Genomic DNA, 17,557 nt, shown 5'->3' with positions numbered 1-17,557 from the left:
TGATGAAAAAACTATTTTTTGCAGCAGGCATTCTGCTTGCTCTCAATTCCTATGCTCAAGAATCGCCTGTTCAAGATACAGTAAAAGCCTGGTCTGTCTTGGGACAAAATACATTGATGCTCAATCAATCTGCCTTTTCTAATTGGGTGGCAGGTGGCGCCAACAATCTGGGCTGGCAAGCAGGAGTCAATTATAATCTGACCTACGAGAAGGACAAAGATCTTTGGGAAAACATCATCATTCTGGGTTATGGAATGAATAATACACAAGGTGTTGGGAATAGAAAAACGCAGGATGTCATCAATCTTTCTACCAATTATGGACGCAAGATCTCGGGCAATTGGTACGCATCGGTTGGCGCTGGTTTGATCTCTCAATTTGCACCAGGCTACAAGGACGGAAACAATCCTGAAGCTGAGAAAATCTCAAACTTTATGTCACCTGGTTATGTGAACGTTGGTGCTGGTTTTACTTATAAACCCAATGATAATTTCACAATGACATTGAGGCCTGCCAACGCAAGATTCACATTCGTAACGGATAAAGATCTGCAATACGCGGGTAATTACGGTTTGAAGAATGATGGCGATGCTATGTTGTTCCAATTTGGATTCCTGGCAACGGCGCAATACAAGGTGAAATTGATGGAAAACATTACGTTGCAGAACAATGCTTCCGTTTTCTCCAACTACTTAGATCACCCTGAACGATTGGTGCTTTCGTACGGCGGAATTCTTAATTTGAAAGTCAATAAGTACATCTCGACCAACGTTACTTTAGATTTGTTGTACGACCACAATCAGATCAAGAAAACGCAATTGAAACAAACTTTGGGAATTGGCTTTGCCTACAATGTCGACAACGGCAAGAAAAAATCCGATGACAAGCGAAATCAAGATTGGAAAACTAAATAATAGTTTAGTGGCATTTCATCTTTAAAACGATTCAATTCAAGACCAAAAATCCCTGGTTGATAATTTAGTTTACAATTTTACAATTATGAATCAAATAAATCATTCAATTTTGCAATTCAATGTTATATTATGAAATATTTAGTTTTAATAATTAGTTGTTTTTCATTAATGAATTGCCAAGCGCAAACATCATTAAATATCGATTTGAAGAAAGAATTAGAAGATATTCTTTTTAAGGATCAGATCTACAGAGAATTCATTGATAGCGAAACGTCGGAAGAAAGAAAAAATGAAATTGCTAAAATCACAAATTTATCTCGGGAAAACCTGCAACAAAGTGCTTGGACTTTAATCAATAAAATCGATGCAGAAAATATAATTAAAATAGAAAAGATTATTTCTGAATTTGGCTATCCTGGTAAATCTTTGGTTGGCGAACCGGCAAATACTGCAGTTTTCTATGTTGTACAGCACTCAGATAAAATTCAAAAGTATTATCCACTGATTGAAGAGGCAGGTAAAAAAGGGGAATTACCTTTTAAATATGTCGCAATGATGCTAGATAGAAAATTGACAGGCGAACAAAAACCGCAAGTCTATGGAACTCAGCTGGCCTTTCGGATGATTACAAATCAAGAAACTGGTAAACAGGAGAATTTCACTTATGTTTTACCAATTGAAGATTCTAAAAACGTAAATCAAAAAAGAAGAGAAGCTGGTTTCGAAACAACGGTCGAAGAAAATGCAAGGCGGTTTGGTATTGAATATAAAGAATACACTTACGAGGAACTTGCTGCTATTAAATAAAAAAAGTGGAGCTTATTGCTCCACTTTTTCTTGTAACCAACCCAATTCTCCAAAATGCTTTTTGAATTTTTGGATCTTTGGTCCAACGACAGCACTACAATAAGGCTGGTTTGGATTGGCGTTATAATAACCTTGGTGGTAAGCTTCCGCCGACCAGAATTTTTCAAAAGGAACTATTTCTGTAACGTATTTTCCATTCCATTCTCCCTTAGCTTCAGATGCTTTCAAAGATTCCTCAGATTCTTGTTTTTGCTTATCAGAATGATAGAAGATGGCGGATCTGTACTGCGTTCCAATATCATTGCCTTGTCTGTTCAACGTTGTCGGGTTGTGAAGGAACCAGAATACTTCCAATAATTGTTTGAAGGAAATGATCTTTGGGTCATAAGCGATTTGTACCACTTCTGCATGTCCAGTCGTTCCAGTTGATACTTCCTCATAAGTAGGATTATCTTTCTGTCCGCCAGAATATCCTGAGGTTACAGATTCTACACCCTTCAGCATATGGAAACAACTTTCCACACACCAAAAACATCCGCCTGCCAAAGTGGCATATTCCAAATTGTTTTTATCCATTTTTTGATTTGTTAAAGGTTTTGATTTTTTCTCCTGTCCATTACAGTTGACGAGGAAAAAGCTTAAGAATATTAATAAATAACGTTTCATTTTTGAGCAAGAAAAATCCTTTGATTTTCCTTGTTCTTAATAGCAAATATTATTCCCATTAAAAACCAACATCAAAGGATTTCTCTATCTCAATTATTTATTTTCCCAAACGAGAGCACTTGCGCCAAGAATAGCAGCATCCGCTTCGTCCAGTTCACTGAAAACCAATTTTACTTTTGATCTGAAAATTGGTAACAGGTTTCTCTCCATATGTAGTTTAGTAGGTTTCAACAAGAAATCTCCCGCTTTGATTACCCCTCCGAATAACAAGATTGCTTCAGGAGAAGAGAACATGACGAAGTTTGCTAATGCTTCACCCAACTTTTGTCCTGTATATCTGAAAACTTCTATCGCTGTTGGATCGCCTGCCAGTGCACATTCGTGTACAGTTTTAGAATTGATATTTTCTTCCGGATATTGATTCAACATAGAATCCGGAAACTCAGCTCTGAATTTTTTTGCAGTGATCGCGATTCCGGTTGCAGAAGCGTAAGCCTCAAGACTACCTTCGGAACCTGTGCTCCAATGCTTTCGTCCACCAGGCTTCACCACAGTGTGACCTAGTTCTCCCGCAAATCCATCGTGACCGTAGATCAGACTTCCGCTGGCTACGATTCCGCTGCCAACGCCTGTTCCTAATGTGATCATGATGAAATCTTTCATTCCTCGTGCAGCACCGAACATCATTTCTCCAAGTGCAGCGGCATTGGCATCATTCGTCATTTTGCAAGGCACCCCGAATTTCTTTGTCATCAATTCAGCAAACGGAACGACACCTTTCCACGGAAGATTTGGTGCCAACTCTATGGTTCCTGTGTAATAGTTGGCATTGGGTGCGCCAACGCCGATCCCGTCCAAAGTCGTGTTGGTGGAAACTTTGTCGATAAGTGGTTTGATGTTGACATACAAGGCCTCGATAAAATCTTCTACCTGCTTGTACTCCTCAGTTTTAATTTGTCCTTTTGCGAGAATCTCTCCGCGGTGGTTCACCAAACCGAATTTGGTATTGGTTCCGCCAATATCTATACCTATGGCGATTTGTCGTGATAAATCAATTAATGACATCGATCAAAATTTTTAAGACCCTAAATTTAGAGAAAAGGAATTTAATATGAATTAAATATTTGGTTAATTTTAAAAATTAGAAGTTATATTTTATCGTAACACCATAAGTTCTTGGGTCGCCCAAAACCGCGGCGTAATGTCCCGCATTTCCAGCACCGGGAAGCAATTGCTCAAAATAATCGCGGTTGAAAATATTCCTTACCCAAAGATAGGTCGTGACACCTTGTCGCACACGGAACCCAAATCTCGAATTGAAAAGGGCATAGCCGGGAACATTCAAAAACTGTGATGGTGTAGGGCTTGATGAGAAAGTTGAACGGTAGTAGCTATCCAAAGCGAAGAAATAATCGCCATTATAATTGAGGAATTTTCCTGCAAAATTAATTTCTCCACCAGTAGAACCAGCCCATTTGGAAACGCCTGGCAAAACACCTCCCGAAATATCAACGAAAGTAGGTCCGCCTGTATTCTCCAAAGCTGGCGGCGCATTGTTGAATTTTTTATAGATTGCCTCTGTGTAAGCCAGATTGGAATAGAAATAGAAATTGCTAAAGCTGTAAGAAAGGTCTGTTTCGATGCCGCGAACTCTAACTTTTTCGGCGTTGGCTAGATAACCTCTGTTGATGGAAAGATCAGCTGCCTGAACTTGAACCTGATAATCCTTAATAGATGAATTGTATAGGGTTAGATTGAAAATGAAATTTTTGAAAGGTTGAGACTTCAAACCTAATTCGTAATGAAGGATCCTTTCTGGTTTCACGACCGCCAATTCCGTCAATGCATTGCCATTAGAATCTGTTGGAAGTCCGCCAAGATTCAGTCCAACTGGTTTGAATCCCGTTGAAAATGTTCCGAAAAGGTTGTAGTTTTTGGTTGGTTTGAAGGCTAAAGTCAATTGTCCGGAAAAGTTGGTGTCATCTATCGACGCATTGAATTCCTGATTGCTGTAAACGGAATTTTTGAGCGCGATCAAAGCTGGGTCACTGGTTTCCAGGCCACCATAAACATATCTTTTAAAATCAATTTCCTTTTTATCATAATTGACGCGAATTCCCGGCAGTAAACTAAATTTTTCGGAGAAGCTCCAATCCAACTGTCCGAAAACCGCACCACTAAAAGAGTTGAGACTTGGATAAGATTTGATTCCATAGCCATCTAGCAATCCTGGCGTTTGCCACAAAGCGCTTGTAGAACTTTGGGAAAATCGCCATTGGTCTTTTCCAGCTTCTTCGATCTGTCCATTTTTGTCTGCCCGTAATCTTTGCCAGATTCCAAAAACACCGAACACGCCGCTCAGTTTTTCATTGAAATCACCAGACCAGCGGATCTCCTGGCTCCATTGCTGATGTTTGCTCGGCGCCTGGGATTTTGCCAACGCTGCAAGTCCTGTAAAATCTCTGTCATTGGATGGATTCCAGTTCCAGAATCGCCACGCTGAAGTCGAAACGATCTTTCCTTTTCCCAAGGTGTATTCAGCATTCAGGGAAAGTCCACCCATATCTTGTTCCGCTTTCCACGGCGTGTCTGTGTCGACAGTTCTGTTGAAAGGGTCGATTGTTGGAAGTGTGTATCCAAGGTCAGAGATAATATTTCCAAATTGTCTGTAGGCCGCTCTTTTTGTGGTCACAACGCCGGCGATCACTTGTGCGTAGCCATTTGCTCGAAGTCGATTGTAATCTCCGGTCAAGATGAATTTTAAATTTTCATTGGGTTTGTATAAAAGCTGATCTCGTATCGCAATAGAATTAATATCATTCAGGTCTTGGCTGGTTCTGGAATTATAAATTGTCCCATCTCTATGTGTTCCGGAAGCAGAAAATCTATTAGCGAATTTATCCGAAATAGCGCCTGTTACAGACGTTTTTGCCTGAATGAATCCATAATTTCCAAAACTGATCTCTGCTGTTCCTCCGGTTGTGAAACTTGGCTGCTTTGTAGTGACATTGAAAGTTCCGGCCGTGGTATTCTTACCAAATAAAGTTCCCTGCGGACCGCGCAAAACCTCGATTCTCTCGATGTCAACAAAATCTAGAGTTGTGGCTGCTGGTCTTGCATAATAAACGCCATCCACGTAGAAACCAACACCTGGATCCAAACCATCATTCGTCAATCCAAAGGTAGAACCCAATCCTCGAATGCTGAGACTCGTATTCCTGGGTGTGGAACTGTAAAACTGAACTGATGGAACCAGTTCCTTCAAGCGGTTGACATTGAAAGCGCCCGTTTCCTCCGCTTTTTTTCCCGAGATCACATTGATGGGAATCGGAACTTGTTGCGCCGTTTCTTCTCGTCGTCTGGCGGTAACGATGACTTCCGTGATCACGAAATCATTGGGGAGAAGTTTGATGATCAAAGTGTCGGTCGGATTTTCATTAATATAATAAGACTTCGACTCGAATCCGTTTTTCTGAATTTTGAATTCGGAAGGAAATAGATTGATGTTTGTTAAAGTAAAATTACCATCTTGATCGGTTTGGACGGATACGTTTTTATCGGCCTTCAAAGTGATCTTGACCGATGTGATCGGTTTGTTGTTGATGCTATCCAGAACTTTTCCGTTGATCGAATTCTGTGCGAATGAATGGATGATTGTAAAAGTGAAAAAAAGGATGGACCACTTTTTCAAGATAATAGGATTGCTGCTCATAGTTTATTAAAAATAGAGAGCAAAAGTAAATCATTTTATTATCATACTAAAATAGTATGAATTAAAATTAATATAAAACCTGAATGATTAAATTCAGGTTTTAAGATCAATTATTTAATCTGTGTTTTCTTTCTTCGTCCCCACCAGATCATAAATCCAGTGATCGGCATTGAGGCAATGATCAAACTTACAATGAATGCAATGATCTTTGTCGGCAAGCCTAAGATCGCACCAACGTGAATATCATAATTGGCAGCCACGGTTTTCTCTCCAAAGTTCTTGTCTTTCGGGTCGTGTGTGTGCAGTAATTCTCCAGAGTTCTCATCAAAGATCAAGCTGCTGCTTTTGTGATAAGAATAGGAGAGATGTCTCACATAAACCTCGAAATTCGGATGTTCGTGATCGTCGATATGCGGATGACCAAGATCCAAACTGAATGCATAAGCTGTTGGATAGAGTTCCTTCACTTTGTCAGAGATCTTGTCCAAGGTTCTGTCGTTTTTCATCTCGATTGGCGCTTTGGTCGTGATCTTTGAGAAATCAGGATAAGCTGTTTCGCCGCCAGAAAATACGACGTAGATCATCGCCTGAACGACAAAGAATGCGTAGAACAAACCTGTAATGGTGAGGATCAAAGCAAAAATAGAAGAGTAGAATCCGAGGATGTTATGAAGGTCATAATTCTTTCGTTTCCATTGTGTGGTGTCTTTCCATTGGAATTTGAAGCGTTGTTTACGGGCTGCTTTATTTTTAGGCCACCAAAGGACGATTCCTGTGATCAGCATTATTAAGAAAATAATGACCGGAATCCCGACAACATAACTTCCCCAATCCTGTTTCAAAAGAAAACTCCAGTGGATGGATTTTACAATCGCAAAAAAACCGTTTTTCTCATCGTACGTTTGCAGTACTTTTCCTGTGTAGGGATTGACGTAAGCTAATTTGTAAATCGGAAATTCGTCAAAGTAATTCCATTGATCAGGTTGATGCTCGTACCAGTAGAATTGATAGGACATTTTCTTGTCGATCGGAACGTTGATCCAGTGGATCGGATATTTTTCTTTGGTCTGCTGGTTGACCAGTTTTTCCATCACGCGGATCGGCAGGATTTGTTTTTGGTCGATGTTCTGCTCGTTGTGGTAGATGTATTCTTTTCTGGTTACATTTTCCACCTCATCTTTGAAAACATACAAGGCGCCTGTGATCGCGATAATGAAAATGAGTGTACCAATGGACAAGCCAAACCACAAATGTAGTTTGGCTGTCCATTTTTTAAAGAAACCAGGTTTCTTCTTATGATGATGTTTTTTCCTCATTTTTCAAAATAAAAACTATTCCCGAAAAATTCAGGAATAGCAAATTTATGATTTTAAATTTTAGAATTTGTAAGTCACGCTTCCTAGAGCATTGATAAGAGTCTGTGGATTTGCAGTTGTGAAACCTACCCAGTAATGCTGGTTGGTAAAGTTGTCCACTTTAACTCCGATTCTGAATTTCTTCGTATCGTAGAAAGCACTTGCATTTAGAACCAAATATTTTGGCAGAATGAAGATACTTTCACCGTTCACATTTCCATTGGCATCCAAAGTATTGTTATTGATTTCTCTGTGATCGTTTGCATAGTTTCCGCCGATACCAAATCCTAAACCTTTTAAGTTTCCATCAATAATCTGATAACTTGCATATAGACTTGCTAACCAAGGTGATCCTGCAGTTCCAGGTCTTCTTCCTTGAGTAGTTGGGTCAGAGAAAAGATATTTTGAATCATTGTAGCTTACACCTCCAACAAGAGAAAGTCCTTTTACTAAATATGCATTTACTTCTAGCTCAACTCCTTTACTTTCAACTTTTCCAGCTTGATTTTGGAATGCATTGAAAGTGCCCGGGATATATCCTAAAGTGTACAATGTGTTTTTCACTTTAATATTGTAGTAACTCAAAGTTGCATTAACCTTTCTGTTGAATAAACTTCCTTTGAAACCTCCTTCAAACTGATTAGCTCTTTCTGGATCTGACAATGCAGTATTGGCAAATTCATCAGTAAAATAGTAACCATTGCTTTTGAAACTGTTTTGATAATTTCCGAAAACAGAGAATTGATCTTTTATAATTTCGTAAACGACACCAAATTTAGGAGAGAACGCAGTTTGGTTATAAGCCTTCACATCGTTGATCCAAAGTTTTCCACCTTTGAAATCATTGTTTTCATAACGTACAGCTGCCATAATGTTTAAGCCTTCAAGAGGAGTAAAAACGTTGGAAATATATGCACTGTAAGTATCCTGTTCGTCTAATTGATCATAAGTACTGACAGGTAGATTTTGATAAGCTGCACCCAAAGTGTCTGCATTGAAAGTACCTGCATAGTCGTAACCATTTGCCGGAACTGAATCTAAAAATCCTTGTGTAAGATATTTATACTTCAAATCACTTTTGATATTCTGATAATCAAAACCAACTACAGTTCTGTTTCTCATATCGTTTCCAAATTTGTAATCAAAATTGAAATTCTGCTGAACCTGGAAATAAGTCTTCTTACTACGATCTGTTGATTGATCTGCTCTGCTTACGTAGATTTGATTATCCAATGGATTTAAAGATGCTGTGAAATAAGGATTGTATCCGTTAGAAAAAGTATACGCACTACTTACATTCGTAGAAGATCTAATGTTTTTATTAATCTTATAATTTACTTGTCCGAAGATATTTCTAACCTTTGCAGTTGTGTACATCCCATCTCCATAGTAAGACTGTTTGTAATCCAGACCCAATTTTTCTAAATCCTTAGCGTTGTCAACACCTGTTGTTGCTTTTGATAAATAGAAAAATGATTGCTCAGGCGTCGCTTTCGTATCAAACATTTCGAATTCCAAGCTAACGTCTAGATCGTCATTTATTCTGTAAAGTAATGATGGCGTAAAAGCAGTATATGTATTTTTCGCATCTGTCTTTTGGAAAGTTCCAGAATTTGTATAAGCCGTATTGACACGGAACATTAATTTTTTATCATTGGTAAGAGGTGCATTCACATCTGCCTGAGCTCTGTAATAATTGTAGCTTCCTCCAATCAAAGAAACGCTACCTCCCAATTCGTTGTATGGTTTTTTAGTAATTCTGTTTACTGCACCACCATATGAAGTTGCATTACTTCCGTACAAAGTTGCAGAAGGACCTTTTAGAACTTCAAGTCTTTCTACATTCACAGCATCGATTGATGTGGTGACTGGTGCAACAAGACCGTCTCTTAAAGAATTATTAGATACAAAACCTCTTAATGCAATGTATGCGCCTCCATCACCAGCTCTATTTGTAGCACTCCACATTTTTTGAATCCCTGCAACATTTCTGTATGCATCATCTACCGTGTAGATCATTTGATTTTCAAAAAATAATTTGTCAACCGTAGAGAATGATTGTGGATTTTCAATTGCTCTCAACGGCATTTTATTGGTGTATTCAGAATCTTTTTTTAGAATTGAATTGATGATAACTTCTTCAATACCTTTTGTATTGGTACTGTCTTTCTCCTGCGCTAAAGCGAAAACTCCTGATAAAAGGGCTGCACTTAAAATTAGTTTCTTCATAGTATCTATATAAATTTTATTTGTAATAATGTTTAATAATCAAAATCAAAGGAATTGCTAGTGAGATCCAGCCAAGATAATCCCAAATACCATCTCCAACCAGCGCAATCACCAATCCAAATAGTGAGATGATTGACAACAAGATTGGCATTCCCCAAAGTTTTAAAGTTCGCTTCATTTCATTAAGCTATTTGAGATTCCAGTTTTTTCCAGGCTTTCTTTTCGCCTTTTCTTCTGGAAATCCATAAGTAAATTCCCGTGATAAGAACAAGAATCGTAAAGACATCAAAAACTGCCCAGACAATTTTCATCGGCATCCCGCCATAATCTCCAAAATGCAATGGCTGCGAAAGGAAAAGTGCACTTGCATACCAAGGCAATGTTCTGGAGTCTGTGAAACTTCCATTTTCTGCATCTATCAAAACAGGCTTCAAAAGTTTTGATGTAACTTCTGTATTTCCTTTTAAGAAAATAGCATAATGGTGTTTGCTGGTAAAAGCAGTTCCGGGAAATGCAACAATTGACACATCCATTCCTGGTGTTTTATCTTTCGCCAATTTCAAAGCAGAACTCAGGGAACTCAATTCTCCTTCGATTGGTTTTTTGTTTTTGTAAGGTGCTGTCATTTCTGCCAGTTGTCCTTGCTGCCAAAGTCCCAATATGACGTCCGAAAAGGCATTGATGACGCCTGTAAAACCTACAACTGTCATCCAGGCCATTACTGCAATACCTAATAAATTATGTGTATCCAGCCATTTGATTCTGCTGGTTCTGGACTTTCTTACCATTCCAAAATCAAAATTCTTCATAATCGGTCCGTAAAGAACAATTCCGGAAACGATTGATATAATGAATAAAATCCCCATCAGTCCTAGAAATAATTTTCCCGGAATGCCTGCAAAAAGATCAATATGAAGTCGGGAAACGATGTAAATGAAGCCTTCTAATTTAGGTTCTCCCAGAACTTCGCCAGTGTATTCGTTAAGCAAAATGTATTTGCTTTTTTCGTAAGCGTCGTCTGGTTTTTCTACAACATCTAACAAAACTTGATTAGGATGTGCTTCCTGATCCCAAAATGCATAACGTACTATTTTGCCAGGATTTGCTGATTCTGCATTTTTAATTAAAACGTCAATGCTCTTTTTTGGTGTTCCTTCAGTAACTTTTGCCTCTTTGTGAGGTGTCAAGATATCTTCCAATTCCTCGTGGAAAATCAGTGGCAGTCCAGTGATGCACAGATGGAACATAAACAGAGTACAAATAAGACTTGTCCATTTATGCCAATTAAACCACCGTTTTGCTGTTTTGATTTTCAAAGAATAATTTTTGCAAATGTATTATTTTTATTAATTCTAAATTAGAATTAAATATGATATTTGTCATTTTGTTAATAAATGTTAAAACAAAAAAAAGCTGTTGAAATTATCAACAGCTTTTTGGTTATATCGTATAGTCCTTTGTTTATGCAGGAATTTCGCCTTTGTATAAGAATGAAACAATTTCTTTGTTCACTTTCTCTACCATTTCGCTAAACAAGTAGAAAGATTCTTGCTTGTAGATGACCAACGGATCTTTTTGCTCATAAACCGCACCTTGGGAAGAACGACGTAGGTCATCCATTTCTCTCAAGTGTGTTTTCCAGTTTTCATCAATGATAGATAAAGAGATATTCTTTTCAAAATCAGTGATCAAAGATTCACATTTGGTTTCATAAGCTTGTTGGAGGTCAGTTACAATGGTCATTGTTTTAATGCCGTCTGTGAACGGAACCTGGATCATTTTAAACATCGAACCTTGATTTAGGAACACATTCTCGATAATTGGATAAGCTTTTTCTTTAAGAAGGTTTAATCTAAGATCATAATCCTCTTTTGCCGCTTTGAAAACGATGTCTGTCAACGCAGGAATCTGAGTGCTTGAAAATTGAGATTCAGTGACTGGCGATTCCATTGTGAAATACTTGATGATATCGAATTCGAAATCTTTGAAGTTTCCAGTAGCTTTGGATTGAGAAACAATTGCAGCTGCTGTATCATAGATCATATTCACGATGTCGTACTTCAAGTGATCTCCGAACAAGGCGTTCTTTCTACGTTTGTAGATCACGTCACGCTGTTTGTTCATCACATCATCATATTCCAACAATCTCTTTCTGACACCGAAGTTATTTTCCTCCACTTTTTTCTGAGCTCTTTCGATAGACTTGGAGATCATAGAGTGCTGAATCACTTCGCCATCTTTATGTCCCATTCTGTCCATCATTTTCGCAATTCTTTCTGATCCGAAAAGACGCATCAAGTTATCCTCCAAAGAAACATAGAACTGAGAACTTCCTGGATCTCCTTGACGTCCAGCTCTACCTCTCAACTGTCTGTCAACACGACGCGAATCGTGTCTTTCAGTTCCGATGATCGCAAGACCACCATTGGCTTTCACTTCGCCTTTCAGTTTGATATCCGTTCCTCTACCTGCCATATTGGTTGCTATGGTTACAACACCAGCGCCACCAGCTTCAGCTACGATTTCTGCTTCCTTCTTGTGAAGTTTCGCATTCAAAACGTTGTGAGGGATTTTTCTTAAGCTTAATGCTTTTGACAACAATTGAGAGATCTCAACAGAAGTGGTACCAACCAAAATAGGTCTTCCTGCTTCTACCAATTTTTCGATCTCCTCGATTACTGCATTGTATTTTTCGCGATTGGTCTTGAAAACCAAATCTTGTCTGTCATCTCTCTGGATTGGTCTGTTGGTAGGAATTACCACCACATCCAGTTTGTAAATCTGCCAGAATTCTCCGGCTTCTGTTTCCGCCGTTCCGGTCATTCCAGCCAGTTTGTTGTACATACGGAAGTAATTCTGCAAAGTAACCGTCGCAAAAGTTTGAGTCGCTGCTTCGATCTTTACATTTTCCTTAGCTTCAATCGCTTGGTGAAGTCCGTCGGAATAACGTCTTCCTTCCATAATACGACCAGTTTGCTCATCAACGATTTTCACTTCGCCATCAATTACCACGTATTCATCATCTTTTTCAAATAATGTATAAGCTTTCAATAATTGATTTAAAGTGTGAATACGCTCAGATTTGATAGAGAAATCTCTGTACAATTCTTCTTTCGCAGCGAATTCATCTTCTTTGGAAAGATTTTGTTTTTCGATATCAGCGATTTCTGTTCCGATGTCTGTTAAAACGAAGAATTGTTGGTCTTCGTTACCAGCTGACATATATTCTACACCTTTATCAGTCAGATCGATTTGATTGTTTTTCTCATCGATCACGAAATAAAGATCTTTATCTACGATTGGCATATCACGGTTGTTGTCCGCCATATATTGGCCTTCAACTTTTTGTAGCAATGCACGGTTTCCACTTTCTGACAAGAACTTGATCAATTGTCTGTTCTTAGGAAGACCTCTGTAAGCTTGTAGTAATTTGAATCCGCCTTCTTTGGTTTTTCCGGCAGCAATTAATTTTTTTGCTTCGTTGAAAAGGACTGAAACGGTTTTCTTCTGAACTTCAACGATTCTATCGATAGAAGGCTTCAAGACATCATATTCCTGTCTGTCGCCTTGCGGAACCGGACCAGAAATAATCAATGGCGTTCTGGCATCATCTACCAAAACAGAATCCACCTCATCCACAATTGCAAAGTTCAATTCTCCCTGAACTAATTCTGTAGGAGAAGTCACCATATTGTCTCTCAAATAATCGAAACCAAACTCGTTGTTGGTTCCGTAAGTGATGCTTGCCTGATAAGCTTTTCTTCTAGCGTCTGAGTTTGGCTGGTGAAGGTCGATACAATCGATGTTCATGCCGTGGAATTCGTACAATGGACCCATCCAAGCGGAGTCACGTTTTGCCAAATAGTCATTCACAGTTACCACGTGAACACCACGGCCAGGAAGTGCATTAAGGTAGATTGGTAAAGTTCCAACAAGCGTTTTTCCTTCTCCGGTTGCCATCTCTGCAATTTTCCCTTGGTGAAGGACAACACCACCGATAAACTGCGTGTCATAATGAACCATATCCCAAACGACAGGTGTGCCAGCAGCATCCCATTTATTTCTCCAAACAGCGATGTCTCCTTCCAGCACCACAAAATCCTTTGTGGCTGCCAATTCGCGGTCTCTGTCAGTCGCTGTTACACGAATCTCTCCGTTTTGCGCCAAACGTCTGGAAGTTTCCTTTACCAAAGCAAATGCTTCTGGAAGAACTTCAGCTAATACTTTTTCTTCCACTTCATAAGACTCTTTTTTCAGAGTTTCAATCTTGGTGAAAAGTGCTTCTTTCTCGTCAACGTTGGTTGAGTTTTTTATCTGCTCTTTAGTTTCTTCAATTTGGGTTGTAAATTTTGCAGTGGCAGTTTTCAATTTCTCTTTGAACTCTGCTGTTTTATCTCTCAATCCATCATCGGATAATGCTTGGATGCCAGATTCTACTGTTTTGATTTTTGCGACAACTTTTTTTACTTCTTTAAGATCTTTTGCATTTTTGTCTCCCAAAAAACTTTTAAGAACTGTATTTAAAAAACTCATAATTTGCTATTTGCGGTTTGCACCTGGCTTGTGACCAACTGCGTTATTTATTTAAAAGAATTGGCAAAAGGTAAAACCAAGAGCCAAAAAAACGAATTAATATTCGTCCTCGTTCCAGAGGTAATCCTCATCTGTAGGATAGTCGCTCCAGATCTCATCGATTGCGTCATAGATCTCTCCTTCGTCCTCGATGGCTTGTAGGTTTTCTACAACTTCCATAGGCGCTCCGGTTCTGATAGCGTAGTCGATCAATTCTGCCTTGGTCATCGGCCAAGGTGCATCACTAAGGTAAGATGCTAATTCTAATGTCCAATACATAATTTATAATTTTTGCAAAAGTAAAAAATTAGGTGATACTTTATACACTTTTCTACTGATTTTCAACAATATTTAAAAATTATTTTATTTAATATTTAAATTCGATTGTCATCGTGGCGTATTACTGCGGATTTCCCAAAAACCATTCCACAAATTTTTTTATGCCATTTTGGAAGTTTGTGCTTGGCGCATATCCAATTATTGTCCTTGCTTTGGTGATGTCAGCATTGGTTTTTTGGACGTCGCCTGGTTGCATTGGCAGCATTTTTTTGTTTGCCTTTTTGCCAATTGTAGTTTCTAGGACAGACAGCATTTCGTTGAGTGTCACCACTTCACTTTCACCAAGATTGATGATTTCGTAAACGTTGTCATTGGCTTCCAGATATTGGATAGATTTCAAGATACCATCAATAATATCATCGATGAAAGTGTAATCTCTAGCTGTGGAACCATCGCCATAGAAAGGGATTTCTTGATTTTCGGAAATCAGTTTTGTGAATTTGTGAATCGCCAGATCTGGTCTTTGTCTCGGTCCATAAACCGTGAAAAACCGCAGTTGGATCATATCGATGTGATAAAGACTGTGGTAGACGTGGCCGATAATTTCGCCACATTTCTTTGTCGCTGCGTAAGGCGAAATAGGATTGTCCACATTGTCGGTCTCAGCAAACGGGATTTTCTCATTATTCCCATAAACACTTGATGATGAAGCACAAACGAACTTTTTGATTTCAAAATCTTTACACAGTTCCCAAAGATGCTGAGTGCCACGGATATTCACTTCCTCGTATTCCAAAGGTCTTTCAATAGACGGACGAACGCCTGCCAAAGCCGCTAAATGGATCACGACATCGATTTTATGATTTTGGAAAATCGCTTCCAATCCTTTTTTATCCCTAATATCTTGATAGTAAAGTTGATAATTGTCTGACTTTGCTTCAGTTGATAATTTTTGAATATCGGTTTCTTTGTCCTTAAAATTAAAATTAGATTTTAAAGCCAAAGATTCAAGTGTATTTTGAACTTTGATCTTATAATCATAAAAACCGTCGAAGTTGTCAATATTAATGACAGAATGTCCATTTTTCAAAAGTTGTTCTACCAGATGAGAACCGATAAATCCACTGCCGCCAGTAACTAGATAATTCATAAGATCAAATGTTTTGCGAAGATAAGAATTAAACAAAAAAAAGAATCTCTTAATTGGGAGATTCTTTTAATATTCAGATGATTATTTTTATTTGACAATAAACTTTTTCGTTTGTGAAACACCATTTTCTTCAACATTCATAATATACGTTCCTTTTGCAAGTTTGGATACATTCACTTCTTTTGGAGTTGCTGTGCTGATGACCAATTTTGCAGAAGCGTCGTAGATCTTGATATTTTTCAGTCCATTACTTGGAGATGTAACATAGACAATTCCATTGCTGACCGCAGTAGGATAGATATTAAAACTTTCTTTTTTGGTGTTGTTGACCGCTAGAGCATCTACGGTTCCCACTAATTTGATATCATCAATTCTGTATCCAACCGCTGAATCCATAGTATTAGTAAAACGGATTCTTAGATTTTCTGTCTTCGGAATTGTTCCTGTAGCCGTCACATATTCCCAAACAGAAGCATTGGTACTAACTCTTGCATAACTAAGAGCGGTCCAGTTAGATCCATCTGTGCTCACTTCAACTTTTGGGACAAAGCTTGTGTTTGCAATGCCATTGTAATGCCCAAAAGATAAACTTATATCCTTGTATTCTGATGTCTTGATTCCTGAGATTGTCAAAAATTTCTCTGGTGCAGTTGCAGCTGTGGTAGCTCCTAAAAACAGACAGCCAGCTCCGCTAGCACCAGTATAACCGGTGGAAGAGAGTGTGGTTCTTATATCAGAATTTCCACTGTAAACAATCGGAGAAGCATTTTGATATCCAGTGTAAACTCCCACGCTGGTATTTGTAGAGCCTGTTCCAGCACCAAAATTTTCTGTGAAAATAGTTGTTTGAGCAATTGCGAAGTTGGTCAGTGCTAATAATAGCAATCCATAGATATTTTTCATAAAAAGTGTTTTTAATTGCGACAAATTTATTATTTAAAATCAAATTGAGAATTATCTTAAGTTTATTTCGAATCATCCGCCAAAGTGCTCGTTCAAAGTCTTCGATAAATTTTTAGAAATTGATTTATAATGTTTACTTTTAGTCCCAATTTCAAATCCACGACAAAATGCAATTCTCCGGACAAATCCTGAAAATGATCTCTCAAAACGGCAAACCAATCCAATATTACCTCAACCTGAATGGCGATCTCATCAATATGAATCAACTTTTTGGGAAAGAACTTCACATCAAACACGTTGGCTACGAATGTGTGAATTGTGGGAGCGACGAGAAGATCTACCGAATGGGATTCTGCAAAAAATGCTTCTTCGAAAGTCCATACGCAAGCGACACGATCATCCGACCGGAATTGTCAACCGCGCATCTTGGCGTTGGAGAAAGAGATCTGGAAGTTGAAAAACAGATCCAGCTGGTTCCGCACATCGTTTATTTGGCTTATACGGGCGATGTGAAAGTTGGCGTGACTAGAGAAGCGCAAATCCCGACAAGATGGATTGACCAAGGTGCGACGTTCGCTTTGCCGATCGCCATCACGGAAAACCGTTACGAAGCTGGGATGATCGAGGTGGAACTGAAAAAACACGTGGCCGACAAGACCAATCCGAAGAAGATGCTTTTGGATGATTACGAGGACACTTTAGATCTCATCGATTTCCGAAACAAAATTGCAGACTATTTCCCCAACGATTTCAAAAAATTTGCGGTGAGCGAGGAAAATATCATCAAACTCGATTTTCCTTATGAAAAGCCTGAGAAGATCAATGTTTTCACATTGGACAAAAAACCAGAATTCAATGGTGTTTTGAAGGGTATCAAAGGGCAGTATCTGGCTTTTGAAGGCGATGATTTCATCAATGTTCGTGGACACGAAGGTTATGTGGTGGAACTGACGGTTTAAAAAATTTAAAC

The 17,557-nt window shown here is 38.6% G+C and carries 14 protein-coding genes; 3 read left to right on the top strand and 11 right to left on the bottom strand.

Annotated elements, in window-relative coordinates; translation table 11 throughout:
- The first annotated feature begins 2 nt into the window (after positions 1 to 2).
- Both PQ459_02380 and PQ459_02375 read left to right on the top strand, forming a co-directional pair.
- Positions 3 to 914 (top strand): DUF3078 domain-containing protein, encoded by a 912-nt coding sequence (locus PQ459_02380; protein WDF47341.1) that lies wholly within the window; start codon positions 3 to 5, stop codon positions 912 to 914.
- A gap of 129 nt (positions 915 to 1,043) precedes the next feature.
- Entirely contained in the window at positions 1,044 to 1,721 is a 678-nt protein-coding gene (locus tag PQ459_02375; protein ID WDF47340.1) for a hypothetical protein, read from the top strand.
- A gap of 12 nt (positions 1,722 to 1,733) precedes the next feature.
- On the opposite strand, the gene msrA is transcribed toward PQ459_02375, so the two are convergent.
- From msrA to PQ459_02320, 11 genes are all read right to left on the bottom strand, one after another.
- Positions 1,734 to 2,387, bottom strand: a complete 654-nt coding sequence (msrA, locus tag PQ459_02370; GenBank protein WDF47339.1) for a peptide-methionine (S)-S-oxide reductase MsrA — start codon at positions 2,385 to 2,387, stop codon at positions 1,734 to 1,736.
- Positions 2,388 to 2,480: 93 nt separating this feature from the next.
- A complete protein-coding gene (locus PQ459_02365) occupies positions 2,481 to 3,452 on the bottom strand; it encodes an ROK family protein (GenBank protein WDF47338.1) in 972 nt (323 codons plus the stop codon).
- Positions 3,453 to 3,528: 76 nt separating this feature from the next.
- A complete protein-coding gene (locus PQ459_02360; protein WDF47337.1) occupies positions 3,529 to 6,099 on the bottom strand; it encodes a TonB-dependent receptor in 2,571 nt (856 codons plus the stop codon).
- 110 nt (positions 6,100 to 6,209) lie between these two features.
- Positions 6,210 to 7,415, bottom strand: coding sequence for a PepSY-associated TM helix domain-containing protein (locus PQ459_02355; GenBank protein ID WDF47336.1), 1,206 nt, complete (start codon positions 7,413 to 7,415; stop codon positions 6,210 to 6,212).
- Between the two features lie 60 nt (positions 7,416 to 7,475).
- A complete protein-coding gene (locus tag PQ459_02350) occupies positions 7,476 to 9,683 on the bottom strand; it encodes a TonB-dependent receptor (GenBank protein ID WDF47335.1) in 2,208 nt (735 codons plus the stop codon).
- 16 nt (positions 9,684 to 9,699) lie between these two features.
- Positions 9,700 to 9,861: a hypothetical protein gene (locus tag PQ459_02345; protein WDF47334.1), complete on the bottom strand. Its 162-nt coding sequence runs from the start codon at positions 9,859 to 9,861 to the stop codon at positions 9,700 to 9,702.
- Between the two features lie 4 nt (positions 9,862 to 9,865).
- Positions 9,866 to 10,999, bottom strand: coding sequence for a PepSY-associated TM helix domain-containing protein (locus PQ459_02340; protein WDF47333.1), 1,134 nt, complete (start codon positions 10,997 to 10,999; stop codon positions 9,866 to 9,868).
- A 145-nt stretch (positions 11,000 to 11,144) separates the two neighbouring features.
- A complete protein-coding gene (gene secA / locus PQ459_02335; protein ID WDF47332.1) occupies positions 11,145 to 14,216 on the bottom strand; it encodes a preprotein translocase subunit SecA in 3,072 nt (1,023 codons plus the stop codon).
- Positions 14,217 to 14,312: 96 nt separating this feature from the next.
- Entirely contained in the window at positions 14,313 to 14,534 is a 222-nt protein-coding gene (locus PQ459_02330; protein WDF47331.1) for a DUF2795 domain-containing protein, read from the bottom strand.
- A 121-nt stretch (positions 14,535 to 14,655) separates the two neighbouring features.
- Positions 14,656 to 15,684: a GDP-mannose 4,6-dehydratase gene (locus PQ459_02325; GenBank protein WDF47330.1), complete on the bottom strand. Its 1,029-nt coding sequence runs from the start codon at positions 15,682 to 15,684 to the stop codon at positions 14,656 to 14,658.
- An 87-nt stretch (positions 15,685 to 15,771) separates the two neighbouring features.
- Positions 15,772 to 16,587, bottom strand: coding sequence for a T9SS type A sorting domain-containing protein (locus PQ459_02320; protein WDF47329.1), 816 nt, complete (start codon positions 16,585 to 16,587; stop codon positions 15,772 to 15,774).
- A 167-nt stretch (positions 16,588 to 16,754) separates the two neighbouring features.
- On the opposite strand from PQ459_02320, the gene PQ459_02315 reads away from it, so the two are divergent.
- Complete coding sequence (locus PQ459_02315; protein ID WDF47328.1) at positions 16,755 to 17,546, top strand: DUF2797 domain-containing protein; 792 nt, start codon at positions 16,755 to 16,757, stop codon at positions 17,544 to 17,546.
- Positions 17,547 to 17,557: the final 11 nt, after the last annotated feature.

Origin of the sequence: Chryseobacterium sp. KACC 21268, from assembly GCA_028736075.1 — a bacterium.
Lineage (GTDB): Bacteria > Bacteroidota > Bacteroidia > Flavobacteriales > Weeksellaceae > Epilithonimonas.
Note: the sequence above shows the minus strand (reverse complement) of the source record. Positions and strands in the feature narration are given on the sequence as shown.

What these genes read in the sequence shown, in the direction of transcription:
- PQ459_02330 (WDF47331.1), bottom strand. Translation starts at nt 14,534, where the DNA reads ATGTATTGGACATTAGAATTAGCATCTTACCTTAGTGATGCACCTTGG.
- secA (WDF47332.1), bottom strand. Translation starts at nt 14,216, where the DNA reads ATGAGTTTTTTAAATACAGTTCTTAAAAGTTTTTTGGGAGACAAAAAT.
- PQ459_02365 (WDF47338.1), bottom strand. Translation starts at nt 3,452, where the DNA reads ATGTCATTAATTGATTTATCACGACAAATCGCCATAGGTATAGATATT.
- PQ459_02355 (WDF47336.1), bottom strand. Translation starts at nt 7,415, where the DNA reads ATGAGGAAAAAACATCATCATAAGAAGAAACCTGGTTTCTTTAAAAAA.
- PQ459_02375 (WDF47340.1), top strand. Translation starts at nt 1,044, where the DNA reads ATGAAATATTTAGTTTTAATAATTAGTTGTTTTTCATTAATGAATTGC.
- PQ459_02360 (WDF47337.1), bottom strand. Translation starts at nt 6,099, where the DNA reads ATGAGCAGCAATCCTATTATCTTGAAAAAGTGGTCCATCCTTTTTTTC.
- PQ459_02350 (WDF47335.1), bottom strand. Translation starts at nt 9,683, where the DNA reads ATGAAGAAACTAATTTTAAGTGCAGCCCTTTTATCAGGAGTTTTCGCT.
- PQ459_02345 (WDF47334.1), bottom strand. Translation starts at nt 9,861, where the DNA reads ATGAAGCGAACTTTAAAACTTTGGGGAATGCCAATCTTGTTGTCAATC.
- PQ459_02315 (WDF47328.1), top strand. Translation starts at nt 16,755, where the DNA reads ATGCAATTCTCCGGACAAATCCTGAAAATGATCTCTCAAAACGGCAAA.
- msrA (WDF47339.1), bottom strand. Translation starts at nt 2,387, where the DNA reads ATGAAACGTTATTTATTAATATTCTTAAGCTTTTTCCTCGTCAACTGT.
- PQ459_02325 (WDF47330.1), bottom strand. Translation starts at nt 15,684, where the DNA reads ATGAATTATCTAGTTACTGGCGGCAGTGGATTTATCGGTTCTCATCTG.
- PQ459_02380 (WDF47341.1), top strand. Translation starts at nt 3, where the DNA reads ATGAAAAAACTATTTTTTGCAGCAGGCATTCTGCTTGCTCTCAATTCC.
- PQ459_02320 (WDF47329.1), bottom strand. Translation starts at nt 16,587, where the DNA reads ATGAAAAATATCTATGGATTGCTATTATTAGCACTGACCAACTTCGCA.